At 64.1% G+C, this 21,737-nt stretch carries 14 protein-coding genes and 1 tRNA gene; 1 reads left to right on the top strand and 14 read right to left on the bottom strand.

Annotation, left to right across the window (positions count from 1 at the left end; genetic code table 11):
* Nucleotides 1-144: 144 nt before the first annotated feature.
* The 7 genes from AB8P05_RS19995 to AB8P05_RS19965 form a co-directional block, all read right to left on the bottom strand.
* Nucleotides 145-1,473 carry an McrC family protein gene (locus tag AB8P05_RS19995; RefSeq protein ID WP_472760585.1) on the bottom strand — a complete coding sequence of 443 codons (1,329 nt, stop codon included), beginning with the start codon at nt 1,471-1,473 and terminating at the stop codon, nt 145-147.
* The gene (locus AB8P05_RS19990) at nt 1,470-2,519 is read right to left on the bottom strand and encodes an AAA family ATPase (RefSeq protein WP_472760584.1); all 1,050 of its coding nucleotides are present in this window, start codon (nt 2,517-2,519) and stop codon (nt 1,470-1,472) included. The genes AB8P05_RS19995 and AB8P05_RS19990 overlap by 4 nt, the downstream gene beginning before the upstream one ends.
* Nucleotides 2,459-3,517 carry a hypothetical protein gene (locus AB8P05_RS19985; protein WP_472760583.1) on the bottom strand — a complete coding sequence of 353 codons (1,059 nt, stop codon included), beginning with the start codon at nt 3,515-3,517 and terminating at the stop codon, nt 2,459-2,461. The genes AB8P05_RS19990 and AB8P05_RS19985 overlap by 61 nt, the downstream gene beginning before the upstream one ends.
* Nucleotides 3,518-4,369: 852 nt before the next feature.
* A complete protein-coding gene (locus AB8P05_RS19980; protein ID WP_472760582.1) occupies nt 4,370-6,745 on the bottom strand; it encodes a type I restriction endonuclease subunit R in 2,376 nt (791 codons plus the stop codon).
* On the bottom strand, nt 6,667-7,818 hold the full coding sequence (locus AB8P05_RS19975) for a type I restriction endonuclease (protein WP_472760581.1): 1,152 nt from the start codon (nt 7,816-7,818) through the stop codon (nt 6,667-6,669). Before AB8P05_RS19975 ends, AB8P05_RS19980 begins: the two co-directional genes overlap by 79 nt.
* A gap of 35 nt (nt 7,819-7,853) precedes the next feature.
* A complete protein-coding gene (locus AB8P05_RS19970; RefSeq protein WP_472760580.1) occupies nt 7,854-8,930 on the bottom strand; it encodes a restriction endonuclease subunit S in 1,077 nt (358 codons plus the stop codon).
* The gene (locus tag AB8P05_RS19965) at nt 8,927-11,035 is read right to left on the bottom strand and encodes a class I SAM-dependent DNA methyltransferase (RefSeq protein WP_472760579.1); all 2,109 of its coding nucleotides are present in this window, start codon (nt 11,033-11,035) and stop codon (nt 8,927-8,929) included. Before AB8P05_RS19965 ends, AB8P05_RS19970 begins: the two co-directional genes overlap by 4 nt.
* A 379-nt stretch (nt 11,036-11,414) precedes the next feature.
* Here AB8P05_RS19965 and AB8P05_RS19960 point away from each other — a divergent pair, with 379 nt between their 5' ends.
* A complete protein-coding gene (locus tag AB8P05_RS19960; protein ID WP_472760578.1) occupies nt 11,415-11,774 on the top strand; it encodes a hypothetical protein in 360 nt (119 codons plus the stop codon).
* A 261-nt stretch (nt 11,775-12,035) separates the two neighbouring features.
* On the opposite strand, the gene AB8P05_RS19955 is transcribed toward AB8P05_RS19960, so the two are convergent.
* From AB8P05_RS19955 to AB8P05_RS19925, 7 genes are all read right to left on the bottom strand, one after another.
* Nucleotides 12,036-14,012: a DUF6538 domain-containing protein gene (locus tag AB8P05_RS19955; RefSeq protein ID WP_472760577.1), complete on the bottom strand. Its 1,977-nt coding sequence runs from the start codon at nt 14,010-14,012 to the stop codon at nt 12,036-12,038.
* A gap of 129 nt (nt 14,013-14,141) precedes the next feature.
* A tRNA-Gln gene (locus tag AB8P05_RS19950) sits at nt 14,142-14,215 on the bottom strand.
* A 155-nt stretch (nt 14,216-14,370) separates the two neighbouring features.
* On the bottom strand, nt 14,371-16,560 hold the full coding sequence (gene malQ / locus AB8P05_RS19945; protein ID WP_472760576.1) for a 4-alpha-glucanotransferase: 2,190 nt from the start codon (nt 16,558-16,560) through the stop codon (nt 14,371-14,373).
* Between the two features lie 109 nt (nt 16,561-16,669).
* Complete coding sequence (locus AB8P05_RS19940; protein WP_455174569.1) at nt 16,670-17,749, bottom strand: response regulator; 1,080 nt, start codon at nt 17,747-17,749, stop codon at nt 16,670-16,672.
* A gap of 149 nt (nt 17,750-17,898) precedes the next feature.
* The gene (gene glgX, locus AB8P05_RS19935; protein WP_472760575.1) at nt 17,899-20,037 is read right to left on the bottom strand and encodes a glycogen debranching protein GlgX; all 2,139 of its coding nucleotides are present in this window, start codon (nt 20,035-20,037) and stop codon (nt 17,899-17,901) included.
* Nucleotides 20,038-20,175: 138 nt separating this feature from the next.
* Nucleotides 20,176-21,396 (bottom strand): class I SAM-dependent methyltransferase, encoded by a 1,221-nt coding sequence (locus AB8P05_RS19930; protein ID WP_472760574.1) that lies wholly within the window; start codon nt 21,394-21,396, stop codon nt 20,176-20,178.
* On the bottom strand, nt 21,363-21,635 hold the full coding sequence (locus tag AB8P05_RS19925) for a hypothetical protein (protein WP_472760573.1): 273 nt from the start codon (nt 21,633-21,635) through the stop codon (nt 21,363-21,365). Before AB8P05_RS19925 ends, AB8P05_RS19930 begins: the two co-directional genes overlap by 34 nt.
* Nucleotides 21,636-21,737: the final 102 nt, after the last annotated feature.

Genomic DNA, 21,737 nt, shown 5'->3' with positions numbered 1-21,737 from the left:
TGCGCCAGTGTGATGGGCACGCTCCGGCGCCCCTTTGGGCTGCCGCCCCTGTTGCTTTTCCATCTGGAAGACCTCCGGCTGCGGTTCAATCTACCGCAGCCGAGTGTCTCAGCGAACCGTGCCGCGCCCCAGGAGAACCAGTGTTCATCCGGCGCTGAAACCGTGTGTTTCCAGCGTAGCACTGGGCACTAGGCAATCGCTGATCAAATTTCGCAGTGCGGTTCTGTGAACGCGCTGCGAGCCTGCGAGGTCCAGTGTTGCCACGAAAAGAGTCTTCTCGGAATTCGCTGCAGCGATCGAATATCGCCGACGGATTGGGTTGATCGGCAATTCGGCATGGTGCGGATAGAGTAGCATGACGTTCGCACAGTCGTAGATCTGACCATAGGCCATCAACTGATACACGTCCGCCTGACTTACGCCCTGCTTAGGATCGTCAATGTGAGGCGTCATGCGCTTCCACTTGGTGTCGATGATGAGGGCAATCCGCTCATCCTGACGGATGATCGCGTCTGGACGCGTCCGAAACCGACCGGTGTCGCCCTCGTAAAGACAGTCGCGGTGCCCGCCCTGTGCAGAGACACGCAAGCCTGTGCCGGCCAGCGCATAGGAGAGGGTCCGTGTGACGTACTGCTCAAACAGGACGTTCATTTCGAAGAGCAGTGCATGTCCGTCGACCAAACCTGCGCTCGTCTGCTGATACCGATCCGAAAGGAACAGCTGGGCCAGCGAAAGGAGATCCCGCCAACGCTTGTTCGTTCGATCGAGAACGATTTCCTCCCAGCGCAGCGCGCGAGCAGGAGTCTCAGCGACATCGGCATAGACAAAGTTCAATTCGCGCAGCGCGCGCTGGTTGTCCGGCGACACGGCTAGGTGTGAGAGCTTATTGACCGCCGCGCGCATCACTTGATTGAGGGCAATGTTGTGCGAAAGTGCGTCGAAGCGGCAGGCAAGCTTCTGGGGCGAGACTGCGAGCGTGGAAAACTGTCGCGTCACATCCATGCGCCCCCGCAAAGCGGGGAGGTCGTCCTTATGCGCGAGATAGTGGCGTGGGATGCCTTGGCGCACTGCGTCAGCAAGCTTGGCACAGAAAAGGCGAATGAGGAGTTCCAGCACAGTATCCCGCTGCCATCCCAGTTGCGTCATGGCTCCGGCTTCGATGGGCAGATTGTGTACTACCGCGAGCATGTGGATCAGCCGATTCCGCAACGTGGCGTTCGTGACACCAACTTCGCCTCCGCCCTCGATCTTTGGCAAGATCTCGAGTTGGCAACCGGGCGTGGCGATCACACCGACCACGCCATGCGCACGCAGTCCCTTGCGCCCATGCTCCAACACCCCTTCGCCCCCGCGTCCGGAAAAGGCCGAGGTCCGTGCCACCGCAGCGATGCGGTCTGCATGCGTTTCGGAGATCGTGGCGTTGTCAGATCCGTAGCCGATGTGCTCCCATTCGCGGATCGTGCGGCGGATCATGCGCCAGCGAGCCTCACATAGTCGAAGCCTTCAGCTTCGGAGCGCAATTGCCAACGGAACCGGGGAAGTGCGTCACCATCATCTAGTCCCGGCGGCGCCTTGAGAACCGAACGCTTGAGGAATCCGCCAGAAATCGGGCCGTCATGGGATTCAAGATCACCCAGAACGGCCGCGATCTTCGCCCAGTCCTCGAAGAAGTACTCGGCCAAAAGCGGAACCAACTTGTGGCGCATGACCATATCAACATCAGCGCGTGATGTGCATCCGGTGAAATATGCATGCCCGATCTGATGTTCGCGGTCGTAGAGATACTCGATACGCTCGTTGATAGTCGTAAGAAGGCGTGGCAGGTCGATTCCGCAATTCCTGGCAGCGTCCGCGAGAACTGACGGCTCAGGCATCATCTCGCGGAAGGTGAACCGCCGTCGCAAGGCGGTATCGAGAAGGGCAATCGAACGGTCGGCCGTGTTCATTGTGCCGAGGATATGCAAGTTCGAAGGCACTCCGAATTCATCACCCGAATAGGGCAGCCGGACCTTCAGCGCATTGGGCTGACCTAGGCGCTTGTCCGGTTCGAGAAGAGTGATCAGTTCGCCGAAAACCTTGGAGATGTTCGCCCGGTTGATCTCATCAATGATCAGTACGAAGGACTCTGGCTCGACCGGCCCCTCCGATCGCCCGCTGTTCATGTATCGCTCTAGGGCTGAAATGTTGAGGCCGTCCTTCTTGAGCCGGTAGATGGTCGGTTGAATGAAGTTGCTCTGGTAGATCTCCTTTGCCGGCGCTCCGTCACTGTCAACCCAAAGCCACCGCACAGAGCGCCTGTGGGTGTATATCCCCTCAGGACGGGGATGATACTCGTATTCTCCGGTAACTTCCCCTATCGCCCGAAAGAACATGTTGCCCTTCGAGACAACGATGATATCTCCGACCCTAAGACGGTTTCGGAAAATGTCGGTATGCTGGACCTGCCCAGACTGGGCCGTCACCGGGCCGGGATTTCTTCCTTCTTTCTGGCAGGTCTCCAGAATTTCAGAGGCTTCCACGTATTTTTTGTCACTCCAGTCAATGTTCTCCCAACCAAGCAGCGCGTGCCCCCTTCGATCGCCTCTTCGAAGAACTGGGCGTCTTCCTCGGCGCTCGCCCGACCGATCGACATCTTGAATACCTGTCGTCCGGCAACAGTGATCGCGTCGCTTCGGGAAGACGGACCCCAGCTCGTCTCGGCACGTTTCGCAATACGCCGAAAGAGCCCAGGGACGGTTTCCAGGCGAAACCCCGCGGACGTTGTTCCTTTGTCTTCGTCCGACCCGGTCATGGGTTGCCGGCCTTCGACGAAATCCTCGTAGGACATCGATTGGTGGAAGGTGACAAACTCGATACGCCCTGCCGCCATGAGCCTCTGATAAACGGCCATCTGCTCCGCGCGGTCCGCCGGCACGGGCTCGCCGCACAGCCGCACCGCCTCGGCCGCGGTCGTATAGGTTTTCCCTGTGCCGGGCGGGCCGTACAGAATGAGGTTCATAGACGGCATTTCCCTTTTCGTTTCCGCACTCGTCACACCCATCTCTTCCAAGTCCACTGTGCCGGCGACACTGCCTCGCGGCGGAACGCCAATCGCGTGCGCGATTTCAGAATCGAGCTCATAGCGAACCAACTTGTCACGACCATATGTCAGGTAGTTCACGGGGCCGCCAGAATTTGCCTTGATCCTCGACGCCAGCCCTTCGATCAGCATCGCTCGGGCAACAGCACGAATGTCCTGCGTTTCAATAGCTTCAGCTACGGTGTTCCGCGCGCCTCGCGGCTTGATGCGGAAGGCAGAGATCCCGGTCGCTCGATTGAATTTTCTGACCGGCTGGAAAGGGCTTCCGGCGGCGTCAAAAAGGACGAATGGGCGATTGCTTCCGAAGGTCGATGCGTCCTCAACCTTGAACCGAAATACTGTTGCTGAACTCTGGTTGGCGCCAATCCGTTCGGGGGTGGAACCTGAGCCAAATCCTGAAACATCCGTCCGCCGAGCGCTTGGCAGATATTCGGCCATGCCTCTTTAAGACCAAGTGCCGAGTTTACATCACGGACGAGCACCTCGACGTGCTCGCTCCCTTCCTCACGCGCCGGTTCGATGTATTGCTCAAGGACGTATTCTCGTATACGGTCGGCGTCCTTTGCTGCACTTGGAGGTTCTCCCGCCAGAAACCGTCCATACTGACCCAGCCATCTCCCCCAGTTGGAGAGCCTATTGTGGGGGGTTTCAGAATCCGGCATCAGAATCCGGTAGTCCTGTCCGCCCTTGCCTGCGTCTTCCCGCATCTTCCGAAGACGCTCACGCAGCGCCTCGAACCCATCAGCCTCCCAAGCTTCGTCGAGGTTTCGGTATGCCATGCCGAGAGCGGCGAGATTCCGTTCGATCGTGCGCACAGCATAGGCACGTGAATTACGCCCTCCTTCCGTTTGGGCGCCACCCTGTTCAAGCCATTTCTTAAATTCGCTTTCTTTTGACATCTTCCGATCTTGATATCTATGACTGTTTACAGCTGCATAGCTTTCGGCGTGCGTTGCCGATCATCTTCTGGAGGCCGGGAGCTCAATGAGGTGCCCCCGTCGTTCATCTAAACGAAGCCAGAGTTTCGGGTTGAGATTGGCGCCGCTGCGCCGGCGGAGCAACAGGCAACCCTAACCTCGCCTTGAGGGAATGCGGTTCAGGTCACCGGCCCTTTCCCAACGTGGTGTCATCGCTCACGCGGTCGTCCGGTTCCGATACCGAAGCACCCGTCGTGCAGGCCTGCACGAGTGTCCATTCCAACGTCGCCACCCTTACTTGGACTGAGATCGACTATGCATCAGCACCGATGGCACGGGTGAGGGCCCGGCCCCACAGATCCATGCGTTACGCTCATGCAGCCATGGCGAAGCCACCAGACATCGCCTGCCGCCAGACATGGTGGTAGACTTGGTTCGCAACCGCATCCTTGTCTTCGGGAGTAAAAGGCGGGCTTGGCAAGCTTGCGTAAATCCGGTCAAGGATGAACACTTTCACGTCAGCCTTGGTCTGCTCTTTTTCCCAGAAACGGTTTAGGCTTGCCACCTGACTCTTTATCGCTGCCAGCAATTCCCGGCTTGCCTGCTTGACACGCTCCCGCGACGACTTGTCGAGATCGTTTTTCAGCAACAGATCGAACAGAGCCAGTTCATCTTCGCTCAGCCCTTCCCTGGTATGCCGCGTTACTTCCTCGTCGAGGCTTTCAACCAATTCGACCAATCGGCGGAATGTTTCCTCAATGGTGGTCCGGTCCTTTTCGCGATTATAGTCCGCGACGATTTCCTCATACTTGATCTGATAGTCCAGCCTCATCGGATTGCGAGCCAGCATCGCCGCGAGCTTCCGCGCGACGACGGTGCGGATGTCTTCGATGACGGTCGCCTGATACCGGACCTTGGTGGCGAATTCGTCCCGCAACCGTTCTATGTCGATCCGGCTGAGATCGAAAATCAGCCCTTCGGCCTGATCGTCGCCGGGGGCCCGCGCCTCGATGGCGTCGTTGACGATCCGCTGCAACTCCTTCACCAGGCTGGTGACGTCGGCGGTGTCGCGCCGCTCGGACAGCTTCTTGTAGATGGCCTCGATGTTGTCATGGCGCTCGGCATAGGCCCAGGCGCTGGGCTCGGTGATCAGCGCCTTGAAGCGGATGAACAGTTGGCGCGCAAGGATTTCGAATCTGGCCTTGGTTTCGTCGGTCAGATAGACAGCGTTCTCGCCCGCCTTCAGCCCTGCGATGCGGTCGAAGCCGGTCTTGCCGATCAGGCTGGCGGGATCGAAGCCCAGCGCCCGCAGATGCGCCTCGGCCGCTTCGACGGCTTCGATCAGTGCCTGGACGCGCTCTTCGATCGGCAGGACGATGTCGCCGCCGTCCTCCGCATCGTCGCCCAGCGCATAACGGGCAAGGGCTTCGCGGAGGCTTTTCAGCATGCCGTTGTAATCGACGATCAGGCCGCAATCCTTGTCGGGATAGACGCGGTTGGCCCGTGCGATCGCCTGCATCAGGGTATGCGCCTTCATCGGCTTGTCGATGTAGAGCGTCGACAGGCATTCGACGTCGAAGCCGGTCAGCCACATGGCGCAGACGATGGCGACCCGGAAGCGATGGTCGGGTGACTTGAAGGCGGTTTCGACATCGATGCGCTTGCCGTCCGCCGTCTCGAACCCCTCCTTCATCAACCGGCGGTGGGGGATGATGTCCACATCCCATTTCCGGAAATCGGCGACCTCGTTCTGCGCTTCGCTGACGATGATCGCGATCAGGGTTTCGTCCAACCATTCCGCCTGCTTCGACAGCCTGTCGGCGGCCTCGCCCAGAACGGCGCGCTCCATCGCGTCGGTCGCCTCCGCCAGCGCCCCGCGCTTCTCCTCCGCCTCCGCCCGGATCGCCTTCGCCTTGGCTTGCCACAACGGGATGATCAGCTTGTGCATCCGCCCGCAGGTGATCTTGTCGATGCACACCAGCATGGCCTTGCCGGATTCCCAGCGGGACGCACAATGTTCGACGAAGTCGGCGGCGATCTTCTCCAGCCGGTCATCGGCGGTGATCACCGGGTAATCGTTGCCGAGCAGCCGGTTGAGCAAGGCCGCCTGATCGGCGTCCAGTTCGGCCCGTTCGACCTTCTCGGCGATGCGGTCGTTCAGGTCGGTGCGGGCGACGCCCAGCTTTTCGCCGCGGTTCTCGTAGATCAGCTTGACGGTGGCGCCGTCCTGTTCGGACCGCTTGAAGTCGTAGCGGGAGATGTAATCGCCGAACAGCCGCTTGGTGATCTCGTCCTGCTTGAACAGCGGGGTTCCGGTGAAGCCGATGAAGGCGGCGTTGGGCAGGGCGAGACGCATGTTGCGCGCCAGCCGGCCCGCCTGGGTGCGATGGGCCTCGTCAGAAATGACGATGATGTCGTCGCGCCGGCTGTAGGGCTTGTCCGGCGACACCGACCGGTTGAACTTGTGGACCAGACTGAAGATGTAGGTGTTGTTCTGCGTCAGAGCCTGTTCCAGCGCGGCGCCCGAGGCCGGGCGCGGCGTCTTTTCATCGGCGATGCCACAGCCGACGAAGCTGCGATAGAGCTGGCCGTCGAGGTCGAGCCGGTCGGTCATCAGCACGAAGGTGAAGCTGCCCTCAAGCTTGCGTCGCACCTTCTCGGTGAAGAAGATCATGGAGTAGGATTTGCCGCTGCCCTGGGTATGCCAGAACACCCCCAGCCGGCCGAGATCGGGGTGCGCCCGCTCCACCAGCAGGGTCGGCCCCGCCGGCAGATAGGGGAGGGTGAAGCGGCGGTCTCCAGCAGGGCCATGTTTTGGGCATTCCGGGCGCTCTTGCCGCCCTTCCGCCGGGCAACCGGCTCGCGGAGATCCTTGCTCAGATCGACGGTGCGGTAGCGCAGCCGCTCCTCCGGCGGGAATTCCCGCTTCAGCTCTTCCTGGCGGGCGACGGCGGCGACGGCGCGGTTGACGCCCAGCACCTGATGGTTGCGCGCCACCACCTTGCGGGTGATGTCCGGTTTGCTGTCGTCGAACAGGATGAAGTTCTCGACAATGTCGAGCAGCCGGTCATGGGCCAGCATGCCGTCCAGCAGGGCCAGCGCCTCCAGCCGGCCGCGCTCGGTTTCGTCCTGCCGCTTCCATTCATAGAAATGCTCCCACCCGCTGGTGATCGAGCCGTAGCGGGCGCGGTCGCCGTTGGACACCACCAGGAAGGCGTTGTGGTGGAAGGCATGGGCGATGATGTCCTCGTCCATGTAGTCGCGCAGATTGTCCTCGAAGCCGGCGCGGATGTTGCGGTACACCGCCTTCAGTTCGATGAAGACCAGCGGCAGGCCATTGACGAAACAGACGAGATCGGCGCGGCGGTTGTAGATGCCGTTGCGCATGCTGGTCAGCTTCAACTCGCGAACCGCCAGGAAGCGGTTCATGCCCGGCGCGTTGTCGAAATCGATCACCCGCAGCCGGGCCGTCTTGCGCCGCCCGTCCGCATCGAAATACTCCACAGGCACCTGGCCGCGGATCAGTTTGTAGAAATCGCGGTTGTGCTGGATCAGGGAGCGGCTGGCGTCATAGACGGTCAGCCTGCGCACTGCCTCCTCAATGGCGGCGGCCGGCAGGCCGGGGTTGAGCTGGTTCAGCGCGGCGCGCAGGTCGCGCTTCAGCACCGCTTCGGTGGGATCGGCGCGGCCCAGCGTGCCGTCGGGGCCGAAGGTCTCGCGGTTGTAGGCATAGACGCTGTCCCAGCCCAGCGTGTTTTCGAGGTAGTCCGCGAAGGTCGCCTGTACCAAACGATCCTCGCTGTTGATGCCGGTCACCGCCATGGCGGGATGCTCTCCTGCTGCCTACAACCGTCACATTAAACGGAAATCTCCCCGCTCATCAACCGCGGGAGCAGCAGGTCGCGCGCCTGGGCGAGCTTTTGGTTCATGGCTTTCAGGGTGCTGATTTGCTCATAGTTGCCGCCGACCGCATTCTCGAAATCGGCCATCAGTTTCCTGGGTGGCCGTGCGACGCTGATGATATGTAAGGTGTTGCGATTCAGCCCTGGGACTGCCGCCTTTTCGCTCTGCACGCCGTCAAGGACGTGCTTCAGAACATGAAACAGATAGGTGACGGGATTTCCCTTCTTGTCGGACACGTACAAGGCAGTGTTCAAGGGCCAGAAATCTTCGTCTACCAGATACACATCACCCAACGTTCCGTATCGCCCAGTAACGATCCCCGGTTTGTCGGCCTTCTTGGTGTCGTGATAGCCGGAGATGCCGGAGGAGGACACGATCGGTATGGAGCCGGGAACCCTTTGGGCCTCCGGCAGGTCATATCCCCTCTTGAGCGTCAGCAAATCGCCGAGGCTTGCCGATGCCCACCCCTGTGGCAGGCCATCAACGATCTTGACGTGTTCGTGACCGGGGAAGCGGAAATGCACGAACCATTCGCGGTATAGCAGCCGTGCCGATTCCTCCAGCAACGCTATCCGCCGCTGGTTGTTTTCGATCAGGTCATCGTAGGAAGAGAGAATGGAAGCAATGCGTGACTGAGTCTGTTGATCAGGGACGTGAATAGATACCGAGTAAAAATCATCTCTGCTTGTCGAAGGTATAGCACCCCCAGAATTCATCGAATTGATATCAACAAGAAGTAGCCTATAATATAACCATCTAGCATAAACTAGTCCGCGATTGATTTTCGTGAAAAAAGCGGTGTCTATCGTCCACGAAGGTTCATTGCTATAGTGGATCCCCCTATAAGCGCCTTTTCTTCCAACAATTATTGTCGGCTCATCAATAAGCGGATCTCTTGCCCACCCGATCGGACCATTCGTTCCGAACGCACGAAACGAATAATCCTCGTCCGGCCTTTCCACATAATCGCTAAGTGCTTTGCCATAGAACAGAGAGCAAACCTCACCCAATCTGTATTCCCGCCAACTCATATCCCCAACTCCTCGAAGTTGCGGGCGATCATGGCGGCCAATTGCACCGCTTCCTCGTTCAGGCTGCGCAAATCGACGTGGATCGACCGCAGCGTCTCCTCGAAATCGAAATCCTCGTCCACCACCGCCGGCGCGGTGCCGACATAACGGCCAGGGGTCAGGCTCCAGTCATGGTCGGCGAGGTCGGCCCGCCCGACCCGCTTCACCAGCCCGGCCACGTCGCGATAGGTCGCGTCGGGGAAACGGTCATGCAGCCAGTCGGCCTGACGGACAAGATAGCGCGGCCACCGCAGCGCCTCGACCGCATCGGCCCGCAGAGTCTCCAGCGCCTTGCGCGTCTTCCCGATCTCGCCGCCGTTCCACAGGTCGGAGGCCCGCGCCTCCATCGCCTTCACCGCGGTGTCAATGATCTGCCCAGTCAGCTTGGCGGCGAGGTCGATACTCTTGGTCAGGTCGCGGCAACGGTCGGCCAAGGGGTGCAGGCCGGTTCGCACGGCATGCAGTTGGGCATTCTCGGGAACCGCGGCGCCGGACGCGGCGGCGGCCTGGGCTGTCGCCTCCGCCCCGAAGGCCTCGACGGCGGCCGACAGCATCGCCTGCTGCGAGGTCAGCTCCTCCCAGTTCGCAGCCAGCGGGTTGTCGGTGCGGCGGGCGGTGGCGAACGGCTCCATCTGGTCGATCAGGCGGCCCAGCCCCTCCTCGAACGCCGCCAGCGCGGCGGTGGCCGCTTGGGCATCGGCGACCGCACGATGGAGATAGTCGGCCAGAAGGCCCAGGAATCGGTCGCCCTGGCCGCGATACAGCCAGACGATGGCGGCGATGTTGCGCTGCTGCTCCGGCGAGAAGTCGCAGATGGCGCGCGTCACCTTGCGGAAGATGGCGCGGGCGTCCAGCATCAGCACATGGTCGGCGCGCTGAGGGTCACGCTCCTTAGCGCGGTCGAAGAACCAGAGCTGACAGGGAACGCTGCGGGTGTAGAAGAAGTTGCCGCGGATGTCGATCATCACATCGACCGCGCCGGTCTCCACCAGCTTGCGCCGTACCTCCGCCTCGTCGCGCCCGGCGCTCGACGCCTGCGACGACATCACCACCCCGGCCCGGCCGTTCTCGTTCAGATAGCTGTAGAAATAGGACAGCCAAAGATAGTTGGCGTTGGAGATCTTCTTGGTCTTGTTCACCCCCGGCAGGCCGAAGGGCAGGCGCCGCTTGTCGGCCTTGACCTTGTCGGCGTCCACCTCGTCCACATTAAAGGGCGGGTTGGCCATGACGAAATCGCACCTGCCGACCAGATCGTGGGGATCGCGGTAATAGGTGATGGCGTCGTTGCCCGCCTGGATGGTCCCCTGCAAGCCGTGGACGGCCAGATTGATCTGCGCTAGCCGGGCGGTGGTTTCGTTCTTCTCGTGGCCGTAGAAGGTGACCTGCTTCATCGTGTCCTTGCCATGCCGCTCGATGAAGTGGCTGGACTGCACGAACATGCCGCCGGACCCGCAAGCCGGATCGAAGACGATGCCATGGTCGGGCTCGATGACGTTGACGATGGTCTGGACGATCGACGGCGGGGTGAAGAACTCTCCATTGTCATGGGCGCCCTGCTTGGAGAATTCCGCCAGGAAATACTCGTAGATGCGCCCGAACACGTCGCCGCCGGCCTTGCGCAGGGCGTCGCTGTCGAACTTGCGCATCATGCTGTCGAGCAGATCGTCCTCGAAGCGCTGATAATCCTTGGGCAGCTGTCCCTTCAGCGGCAGATGGTGGTTTTCGATCTCCTCCATCGCCTTGCTCAGCGCTTCGCCCAGCGTCCCCGTAGTCCGCCGCTCCAGGATGGCGTCGTACCGCGCCGCGTCCGGCAGCATCATCGCCCGGCGCCTCTTGAAATCATCCTCGATCGGGGCTCGGTCGGGCATCCGGCCGGCGGCCTTGTCGGCTTCGATCTCCGCCAGCGCGGCGTAATAGCGGTTGGTCGCCTGCCGCAGGAACAAAAGCCCCATGATCGGCATGAAATACTCGTTCGACGCCAAGCCGGAGTTGGCCCGCAGGTCGTCGGCGAGCTTCCACAGCTCGGCGTCGAAACGGTCGATGTCGGTCAGATGGTCGGCAATCATCACTGTGCTTTTTTCGGTTCCATAGCGGGGCGAGCGGAGCGCGTCCCTGAAGGAGCGCGACTCGGCCCGAGAACCTAATGCGACGGGCGGTGGTTGCAAATGGAGATTTCGCCGACCGGCACGTCCCCGCCGTCCGAGCTTGGTCGTGACGTGTCGGAGGCCTATGTGGCCATCTGATCGGGGCATCGACTTGGGGGGCGAACCAAACTTAACCAAGCGGCCAAACTGTTCGAGAGTCGGGGACCACCTTACCCCGGATCGGCGACGAATATGCGGGGTGACAGGCAACAGTTAGAATACGTCGGCGTTGCGTCCACCCGGTGTGGCGGCGGCCCTGCGGGCCGCCACACCGGGCGGTCGCAACTCAGGACGACCCGTGATGATGATGACCACCTCAGTGCGGAGCGGCGCCGGCTTGGCCGCGTGCATCGAAGACGATGCGATCATCCGTGTGATTCTGGCGGAACAGAGCGCGGCCACCATGAAGTTCGCAGTTTGGCTTCAGGAAGCCCTGCAGCGCTGGGCCTGCGGGCAGCGCTGCGCAGCTGACCGTAGGAAACTGGACATGATCGTCCAGGCAGCAGAGGCGATGGGCTACCGACTTTCCCTGACCGTGCAGGACATCTTTGACATCGTAGAAGACCTCGACGCCGCTCTCGATGCCGGCTTGGTACTGCTCCCCGGATTCGATCGTCCGGTCATCCGTGTCCATCTCGTGAGCAAGGGCGCTGCGCAGTAGGTGGGGGCACCGGAGCGTCACGGTGGGTTCCGCGATAAGGACCCACCGCGCTTCGGCTCCTGATCCCGGCTCGCGTTGCCAAGCTGTAGCAATGAAAGCCAAGGCATTTTGCTCTGGAACAGAATCCATCCCCGCACCATGCAAGATCCTCGGCGCCCGCCCGCGGCGCGACCCGCCGGCAGGCCTCCGGCTGGCAGTTGCCAGGTACTGATGAGTGATCCTGGATCGCTCCCGTCTGATGCGGAAACACTGGATGCTCATTCAAGGCTTAATTCGATGCTTGGCAGGATCGAAGGGCACAAGATGGGAAAGATTTACATTGGGATCGAACATATCCACCACGTCCTTGAGCGTAGGCATCTTGATCCGCTTGGTGTACCGACCACCTTCCCCCAGTACAGCGGTCAAGCTGTGACCAACCACTTTGGAGATGTGGACCGACTTTGCTTGCGTGTCCTCCAGAAAGGTCCGGAATGAGGCCCGCAGTGCATGGAACGGGCGCGACGCATCGTAGATGTTCGTATGCCGACAATATGCGGTAAATCGCTGGGTATAGTAATGAGCGAACTTCCCGTCGGGACCACCGCGTTTCAGAGTTGGCCAAAGGTGGTTATCGGCGCCGTTACGGAAAAGACCGACATAATCGAGGAAACCCAGAGCAATGATGACTGAGTGGAGCGGAACGCGTCGTACCCCAGCATCGGTCTTTACGTGGTTGCCATTGTCCGCATGGATGTTCATGAACCAGACGCCACTGTCCTGCTGAATGTCGGAGGCACGGAGTTGGGCAATCTCCTCCTGGCGAAGGCCGTGATATGTGGCGAGCAAGGGAAGCCAGTAATACGCGTCATAAATCACGGTGGTGCCCGGTTTGGCCCGGCGGGTGGGTTCGCAGCCAGTCCAGATCGGCGTGTGGAACAGAGCATTCAGATCGTCGGTTTCCCACATCCAACGCTTGGCCTCAGAGCGGCCATAGCTGTGCCCTTGGAAATGATTAGGGCCCTTGTAGCCGTAGTCATCAGGCCGTTCATCCACCCAGGAGAGCAGGCCGGAGAGAGCCGACATATGCCGCTTGACCGTCTTGGCCGCCAAGCAATCAGGCGGGTTTTCGCCGGCGCCGATCAGAGCCTTCACCTGCGCAACTGCATCGCGCATTGGCATCCTCCAAGCGGGCGACCGCCCATGTAGGGTCGGAAGGTGCTCCAGCGCGACCTTGAAATTGCGGGCGTCGTCTTTGTTGTAAGCGTCGAGGGTCCGGTCGCCAGCGAATTCGATGAAGAGGCGCGCAGTCATCGCGTTCTGGCGGCTCGTCTGATTGGTCCACCGTGCCGCCTTGGCCAGCGGCGACGTCATGAAGCGCTCATATTCGGCGTAGACCTCCGACAGGAGCTTCCCTCGTCCCTGACAGGTAGGCGCCTCTATGGTGGCTTCGACCTGCTCTGCGGTTCCGGGAAACACGGTGGCGGGTGCCAGGGGCATATCCAGCGTGGGATCATCGGCTGGAAAGGCGCCGTAATCTCCGCGCTCCCGACGGGCATTGATCCCATGCACTTCTGCCAATGTTCGCAGCGCCGAGCGTCGAAGCAGGTTCCGCGCGGAAACGTCAAGCGGAACCCCGGAGGCGTGCTCGCCAAGCAAGCGCTCCACGACGCCATCCGCCAGTTCGAGGTCATTCCTGCGGACCGCCTGCGTCATGTAGTGGGACAGTCCCGCAAAGAAGGCCGCGCGCCGTGCCGGTGTGGCGAGATCTGGCGGGGGCACCCCGTCCGTTGCCGTAGATGCGCCCGCGGCCGGCGCATCGCCAGACGAGCGTCGGCCAAGAGGATGCTCCTCGATCAGGTCTTCATCTGGAACCGAAGGCATTGTGCTGAGTGCCATCAGATCGGCCAGGGAGGATTCAGCCAAGCACGTCGGGTTCGACGCGGGAGGCGTTCCGAAGGCCGCGCTGGGCGCCGTCGGGCGCGACGCGCGCTCCATCTCGCCCTCAAGCACCAGCTCGTTGCGCAGGTTGACCAGCAGCGTGCGCATAGTGAGACCGGGCGGCGGCGCATCCATGATCATGACCTCTTCCAACGCGAGATCGAGCGCAAGCCCTCGTCGAATGGCCGTGCGTCGGTCGCCCGTCCTGAGCGACATCTCGTATGTCGTCCGATGATCACCGCAGGGAAGAGCGCGCGGGCAGCGTCGCCGCCAATACCAGATTCCGGAACGCAGAGAGAGGTGGGCCAGCTTCGCCACGCTCGGTCACTCCAGGCCGGCCGGGGTGCGCGATGTGCGACAGCGTTGCGAGTCAGTTTCGCACACGCCCGGCGTTGCGGGGTGCGCGCAGCCCGTAAGTTCCTGAAAGTACTGGCCGTTTGGAGAAGGTGGTTGGGGGACTAGGATTCGAACCTAGGCTGGCGGAGTCAGAGTCCGCTGTCCTACCGCTAGACGATCCCCCAGACCGTCACCGGGGCGGCTCGTTTGCCGTGCCCCGTGGTGTGGGCGGGTTTATAGCGACCACATGCCGGGCTGTGAAGAGCTTTTTCACTGCCGGTGCATTTTTTCCCAACACAGGCCGCCGGCCCGATTTTCCACAGGCCGGCGGCACTTTTCTTCAGTGCGGGACGGCTCCCGCCATGGGCGCGACGATCCGGCGGAGATCGTCGTCGCTCTCCAACTCCTCCAGCTTGCGGGGAAGGCGGCGGCGCCAGTTCGGGTGCTGGTCCACCGTGCCGGGAAGGTTGGGCTGCTCGTCGTCGGCCAGCGCATCCTCGACCTGCACCATCACGATGCGGGACGGCGTGCGGGCCAGATAGGCGTGGACGGCGGCGGACAGTTCGACACGGAAGGGCTGGTCGCCGTCGTCGGTGGGATAGCTGTCCGGGCGCAGCCCCTCACGGGACAGGGCCTGCAACAGGCGCCAGCGGTCGACGCCGCGATCCCAGCGGTCCTTGTCCCGGCTGGCATCGTCGGGATAAAGGCTGAGACGCTGGCGCCAGTCGAGATCTCGGCCGGTCCAGAAGCCCTTGAAGGGCGCCAGGTCATGCGTGCTGACCGTCGCCATCGAGCCGGCGGGATAGTCGCCGGGAGGCTTGAAGCCGCCGTCGGCGGTGCGCTCGAAATACAGCACGCGGTAGCTGAGGATGCCGGCCTGCTCCAGAGCCGGGCGGAAACCCTCCGGAACGGTGCCCAGATCCTCGCCGATCACGACGCAGCGGTTGCGGCGGCTCTCCAGCGCCACGATGCGCAGAAGGTCGTGGAAGGGATAGGCGACATAGGCGCCGTCGCTGCCGTCCTCCGGGATCCAGAACAGGTGCTGCAGCGCCATCACATGATCGATGCGCAGCGCCGCGGCATGGCGCATGTTGGCACGCAGAAGCTCGACGAAGGGACGATAAGCAGATTCGCGCAGACCCAGCGGAGACAGAGGGGCGAGACCCCAGTTCTGGCCCTTCAGGTTGAACTGGTCGGGCGGCGCGCCGACATTGGCGCCCTGCACCAGCATCGACGGGTCGGCCCAGGCGGAACCGCCGCCGGGATGGGCGGCCACGGCGAGGTCGCGGTAGAAGCCCATGGCAAGCCCGGCGGAACGGCCGCGCGCCGCCGCCTCCCCCAGCTGGCGGTCGGCTTCGAACTGCGCCCAGGCGAAGAAATCGACGCGGTCGGCATGGTCGGCGGCGAAGGCGGCGACCTCGGCGCTCCCCGGGTCCTGGAAAGCCGCCGGCCAGCTGCGCCACATCCACAGCGCCGGATCCTTGCGGAAGAAGTGCTCGTGCAGGGCGTCGAACAGGGCATGGCGGTCGAGCGCGGCCCCCATCTCCTGCCGGAAAGCGGCGTAGGCGGCCTTGCGCGGGTGGTTGTCGGGCAGGCTGCGGAAGCGGGCGTGCAGGTCTTCCAGCACCGGCAGCTTCAGCGCGGCGACCGCGGGGTAATCGACCAGTTCCGCCTGCCTCGCGGCGGCCAAGGCGGCCTGGAAGTCGGGCTCCGCGATCCGGGCGCGCAGATCGTCGGCATCGGCCAGTTCGGGAACGGAGGCCGGGTCGATGTAGAGGATGTTGAGGAACTGGCGGCTGGACGGCGAATAGGGACCGATATGGTTCGGGTCGGCCGGGAACAGGGCGTGCAGCGGGTTCAGCCCGACCAGCCCGGCGCCCAGCCGGCCGGCGACCTCGGCGAAGCTGGACAGATCGGCGAAATCGCCCATGCCCCAATCACGGTCGGAGCGCAGGGAATAGACCTGCAGCCCGATGCCCCAGCTGCGGCCGGCCGGCACCATCTCCTCCACCGTCACACAGCGTTCGGGCGCCACGATCAGGGTGGTGGCGCCGGATGGGCCGGCGCCGCCGGGCGCCTCCACATGCAAGGCCAGCCGGTGGTAGCCGATGGGCAGCGACACCGGCAGCAGGGCGCCCAGCGCCCGGCGCTCATAGGCCGTGCCGTCCAGCGTGGCGCGCTCCTCCGCCGGCAGGTCGCGGACCGCGACGCGGCCGCCCTGGGCGGTGCCGCCCTCCGGCGTCAGTTCCCACACCAGCGTGGCGTCGTCGAGGCCGGCCGGCAGGGCGACGCCCAGCGCGACCCCCTGCCCTTCCGCGGTGACCAGCACCGGCGGCAGCGGGCGGCTCCAGGACCGACGCTCCACCGTGCGCAGGCTGGCGGCGACCTCCTCGTCGGTGGCGGCCGCCAGCCCCATGGCGGCGACCAGCGCCCGCTTGGTGGCGGCGGACGTCTCGCGCCGGTTGCCCCAGATGTCGTGATAGAGGGGTTCGACTCCAAGCAGATCGGCCAGCCGGTCGAGATCACTCATGCAGGGTCCCCGCGGGTTGTACGGAAAGGGTGTTGGGGCTAAGGGATTGGGGGGTGCGGCGCGTGGCGTCAATGCAGACCGGCGGCCTATGCCATCGGCGCCTCCCCCGTCACCCGGCCGGAAGGGCGGATGCCGCCTGCCCTCCGGCACCCGGCGGCGGGACGGCGGCGGAGACGGACACCTCGTCGGCAGGGGGCGCCGTCAGGGCCGCGGCTGCGGCGGCGGCCTTGGCCTGGGCGATCTGCTCCAGCCGGCTGCGGTAGCCGGCGACGGCGGCGGCGACCTCGCGCGTCATCGCCTCCAGCGGGCGGTCGGGATCGACGGCCTGCATCAGGGCGCGCGACAGGGCCTGCAGCTGATCCCGGTCGTCGGCGGGGACCGGCCCGCTCTCCGCCGCGGCGCGGACCTTGTCGGCCAGAGTCTTGACGGCGCGGGCCACCGCCTCCACCGGGGCGTGGTCGCCGTCCTCGCCCAGCCGGCGCAGCAGGTCGTCCAGGAAGCCGCCGATCCGCCCGACATGGTCGATGGCCATGCGGTCCGGCACCGGCCGCGCCAGCCCGTCCAGGGCGAATTCCACCAGGAAGGCGACCTGGATGCTGGCGCGCAGCCGCTTCTGGGTGGTGACGGTCGAAACCGCCTCGTTCAGCAGCATGCGGGCGCCGGACTGGGTCCATTGGCCGGTGGCCTTGAGCCGCAGCGTGTTGGGGGCGTCCAGAACCGGCACCTGGGCGCCCTCGCGCGGGGATTTGCGGCGGTCGGGGCCGGTGTAGTCGGCGGTGACGACGAAGCCCTTGCGCGCCTCGATCAGGCTGACAATCCGGTCGCGCACCTGCTTGGGCGACACCGGCTTCATCAGCAGATCGTCGCCGCCGGCGTTGGTGACGCGGGTCAGCAGCGCCGGGGTCGGCGCCCAGGTGGTGACGATCACGCAGGCGAAGGGGTTCGGCACGGCCGGCTCGTTGCGCAGGGAGCGAATGAAGCGGAAGGCTTCCGAGTCCTCGCCATCGGCATCGACCAGCACCAGATCGGGCATCGCCGCGGTCAGCAGCCCGGCGGCGGCCCGCACCGAATCGAACAGTTCCACCCGGCGGAAGCCCAGGCGGATCAGCACGTCGCGGAACACGCGCGCGGTGTTGAGCTGGCTGTCGATGATCGCGGCGTCGACCTGCGAAAAATCGTAATCCGGCATCGCCCTACCCGAAGCTCCGCTGCGACCGTGACGGCAACACACCGTGCAGGGTAGCACGCCTTGTCTCCGCCCGTCGCGGTAGCATCTTCACCGGGGAAAAGAACAGTGGGCAAAGGATCGCAGGGCGGTGACCGCTGCCGCCCCACCGCTCACATGCCCGCCTGCTCCACCAGGGTGAAGACCAGCACCGTCCGCCCGTCGACCAGAACCGACCGGCCGGCCAGATGCATGCGCTCGTCCCCCGCCCCGTCGGCGACGCGGGTGTCGAGCACGCAGCGCCAGCCCCGCCCGCCCGGCACGTCGGGCAGGGTCACGGTCAGGATGTCGGCATGGGCGTTCAGTACGATCAGCATCACGCCGTCGGACAGCGGCTGCCCATCCGGCCCGGCATGGGTCCCGGCGCGGCCGTTCAGCAGCAGGACGATGCAGCGCGCCTGGGTGTTGCGCCAATGTTCGGCGGTCTTCTCCACGCCCTGGGCATTGTACCAGACGATGTCCTTCAGCCCGTTGGCCGCCGTCTCGCGCCCATGCAGGAAGGTGGCCCGGCGCAGGACCGGATGGACCCGCCGGAGCGCGATCAGCCGGCGGACGAAGGACACCAGCGCCCCGTCGCGCTTCGCCCAGTCCAGCCAAGTGATGTCGTTGTCCTGGCAATAGGCGTTGTTGTTGCCCTTCTGACTGTGGTCCAGCTCGTCGCCGGCCAGCATCATCGGCGTGCCCTGCGACAGCATCAGCGTGGCCAGCAGGTTGCGCTTCTGCCGCGCCCGCAGCTCGTTGATGCCGGGGTCGGCGGTCTCGCCCTCCACCCCATGGTTCCACGAGCAGTTGGCGGAATGGCCGTCGCGGTTCTCCTCGCCGTTCGCCCAGTTGTGCTTGTCGTTGAAGGCGACGAGGTCGTGCAGGGTGAAGCCGTCGTGGGCGGTGATGAAGTTCACGCTGGCCCAGGGCCGGCGCCCGCGCTTCTCGAACAGGTCGGCGGAGCCGGCGATGCGGCCGGCCAGTTCCGGCAGCATGCCGTCGTCACCGCGCCAATAGCGCCGCACGGTGTCGCGGTAGCGGTCGTTCCACTCCGCCCAGCCCGGCGGGAAGTTGCCGACCTGATAGCCGCCGGGACCGACGTCCCACGGCTCGGCGATCAGCTTCACGTCGGCCAGCACGGGATCCTGCCGCACCGCATCGAGGAAGCCGGAGCCGGGGTCGTAGCCGTAGGGCTCCCGCGCCAGCACGGTGGCGAGGTCGAAGCGGAAGCCGTCGACATGCATCTCCGTCACCCAGTAGCGGAGGCTGTCCATCACCATCTGGACCACGCGCGGGTGGCTGAGGTTCAGGGTGTTTCCGGTGCCGGTGTCGTTGATGTAATAGCGCGGGCTGTCCGGCATCAGCCGGTAATAGCTGAGATTGTCGATGCCCTTGAAGGACAGGGTCGGGCCGAGATGGTTGCCTTCGGCGGTGTGGTTGTAGACGACGTCGAGGATGACCTCGATCCCCGCCTCGTGCAGGCGGGCCACCATCGTCTTGAACTCCGACAGGACGCCGGTGGTCATGTAGCGCGGCTCCGGCGCGAAGAAGCCGATGGTGTTGTAGCCCCAGTAGTTGGTCATGCCGCGGGTGACGAGATGCTGCTCGTCGGCGATGGCCTGGACCGGCAGGAACTCCACCGAGGTGATGCCGAGTGCGCGCAGATATTCGATGACGCTCTGGGTCGACATGCCGGCGAAGGTGCCGCGCAGATGGGCCGGCACGTCCGGATGGCGCATGGTGAAGCCGCGGACATGGGTCTCGTACAGCACCGTGTCGGTCCAGGGGACGCGGCGGTGGCGGTCGTGCCCCCAGGTGAAGGCGCCGTCCACCACCCGGCATTTCGGCATGCCGCGGGCATTGTCGCGCCGGTCGAAGGATAAATCCTCCTTCGTGGAGCCGACCCGGTAGCCGTAATGGGCGTCCGACCATTTGAAGCCGCCGAACAGCGCCTTGGCATAGGGGTCGATCAGCAGCTTGTTCGGGTTGAAGCGGTGCCCCTCCTCCGGCTCGTACGGCCCGTGGACCCGGTAGCCGTAGAGCAGGCCGGGGCGTGCGTCGGGGAGGTAGCCGTGCCAGACCTCGTCGGTGTGCTCAGGCAGCGTGACCCGCTCCAGCTCGCGCTGGCCGGTCTTGTCGAACAGGCAGAGTTCCACCCGCTCGGCATTGGCGGAGAAGAGCGCGAAGTTGACGCCGAACCCGTCCCAGGTGGCGCCGAGCGGATAGGGCTTGCCGGGCCAGACCGGGGTGCGGGCGGGGGTGGAGGGCATGCGGACTACCGGTGTGGGAAGACGGAACAGGATGGCGGGAAAACAACAGCCGGATCAAGCGGATACGCGACCAGGCACGGGCGGATCGCGTAAATTCCGCAGTTCAGGACGCCTGCGGACCGGATTGCCCGATCCCCGCTAGAGTCCGAAATCATGGCGGAGCACCCCGACGCCGAAGACGCATTCCGTAAGGTAGCGGTCCATGAAATCGGGCTGATGGACGTCGATCAGGTCCAGCCCGCCCGGCGGAAAGCCCCAGGAAGCATTGTGTACGATGCGGGCGGGCAGCCAGGGATCCGCCGGCAGGAACCGGCGTTTCGGATAGGACTTCATCAGGAAACGGTATGGGAAATCGCGCCGGCCGATGAACAGCGGTGCGCAGCCGGCGGTGTCGGCCAATCCCACCGGATGGGAGTCCGGCTGTATCCAGGCACGCGTCAGGTGGCGGGAGGCCGTCGAGCGGGCGAAGGAACAGATGCCGAAATAGGCCTCGGCATCGAGCGTCCTGCCGAAGCCGCCGTCGACGGGATGGAAATCGAGCCCGGTGAAGCTGACCGCGTTGAAGCCGCTGGCCTCGACCGTGGCCAGCGCCGACCGCAGGGACGGCCCGCAGCCGGTCGGAACCGCCCGCTGGTTGCCTTCCAGCAGCAGCATCCAATGGCCCGGGCAGGAGGCGGCCACATCCTCGGCATGGTGCCAGAAGCTGTCGAGCTTGCCGTCGTCGGCGACCCGGGGGGTGGCGATGCGTTCCAGCGCCGCCAGCTTCGCCGACTGGCCGACCAGCAATTCGTGGGTGCCGTCGGTCGATCCCAGATCGATGGCATGGATACGGATGCCGTCGGCGTGCAGCCGGCCGACCAGACCCTCGACATGATCGGCATCGTCGCGGGTCACCAGCAGCGCGGTCACCGGACGTTCCTGCCGGGGCGGCGCGGCCGGGCGGGCATTGCGGTCGATCACCGCCAGAATGGTGCTCTTCGGCCGGCCGCGGTTGTGCGAAGCGGTCAGTCCGGCATGCATCACGGGCAGGCCGAAACGGTCCAGCAGGGCGCGGAACTCCGCCAGGGTCCATTCCCGCACATGGCAGGGATTGGGCGGCGGCCCGGCATGGCCGGGGTGATGGGTGCGCTCGCGCTCCGGGGTGGAAACCAGGCAGGCCCGAACCGCGGGCGCGATACCGGCCAGCACCTTCAGCAGCCCGTCGGGCCGGACCAGATGCTCGATCACGTCGGAACAGACGACGACGGCGTCTGCCAGGGTTTCCGGCCCAAGCGACCGCAGGGCTTCGGCAAGCGCCGGCGCCTCCTCCCCATCGAAATCGACGGTCAGCCAGCGGCCGAAGGATAGGTGGCGCGGCAATACTCGATGTTGCCGCCGTAATCGATGCCGACCACCGAGAACCGCCCGGCGAGCAATCCCAGCTTCTTCGCGCCGCCGCAGCCGATATCGATGATGGTGCGGGCGCCATAGCGGTCGGCCAGCACCGACGCCACCGCGTAGACGTCGGGCTGCCAGACCACCCGGCTGTCCTCGGTATCCTCGGTGTAGGCGGGGTCGAGCCGGTGGCGGTAACCGCTTGCGATACAATAGTCGTTCATGGGCGCCGCCGTGATCCGTCGGATTGGGTCGATGGAGTCGCGATGGGCGCTTGGAACAGGATGGAACAGTTTTCCGGCACCTGTTCCACTGTTCCATCCATC

It is taken from the genome of Azospirillum sp. VT-I1, assembly GCF_055698305.1.
Note: the sequence above shows the minus strand (reverse complement) of the source record. Positions and strands in the feature narration are given on the sequence as shown.

Excerpts from the sequence above, each read along its gene's own strand:
- AB8P05_RS19995 (WP_472760585.1), bottom strand. The coding sequence starts at position 1,473 with ATGATCCGCCGCACGATCCGCGAATGGGAGCACATCGGCTACGGATCT.
- AB8P05_RS19985 (WP_472760583.1), bottom strand. The coding sequence starts at position 3,517 with ATGGCCGAATATCTGCCAAGCGCTCGGCGGACGGATGTTTCAGGATTT.
- AB8P05_RS19975 (WP_472760581.1), bottom strand. The coding sequence starts at position 7,818 with ATGGCGGTGACCGGCATCAACAGCGAGGATCGTTTGGTACAGGCGACC.
- AB8P05_RS19970 (WP_472760580.1), bottom strand. The coding sequence starts at position 8,930 with ATGAGTTGGCGGGAATACAGATTGGGTGAGGTTTGCTCTCTGTTCTAT.
- AB8P05_RS19965 (WP_472760579.1), bottom strand. The coding sequence starts at position 11,035 with ATGATTGCCGACCATCTGACCGACATCGACCGTTTCGACGCCGAGCTG.
- AB8P05_RS19960 (WP_472760578.1), top strand. The coding sequence starts at position 11,415 with ATGATGATGACCACCTCAGTGCGGAGCGGCGCCGGCTTGGCCGCGTGC.
- malQ (WP_472760576.1), bottom strand. The coding sequence starts at position 16,560 with ATGAGTGATCTCGACCGGCTGGCCGATCTGCTTGGAGTCGAACCCCTC.
- AB8P05_RS19940 (WP_455174569.1), bottom strand. The coding sequence starts at position 17,749 with ATGCCGGATTACGATTTTTCGCAGGTCGACGCCGCGATCATCGACAGC.
- glgX (WP_472760575.1), bottom strand. The coding sequence starts at position 20,037 with ATGCCCTCCACCCCCGCCCGCACCCCGGTCTGGCCCGGCAAGCCCTAT.
- AB8P05_RS19925 (WP_472760573.1), bottom strand. The coding sequence starts at position 21,635 with ATGAACGACTATTGTATCGCAAGCGGTTACCGCCACCGGCTCGACCCC.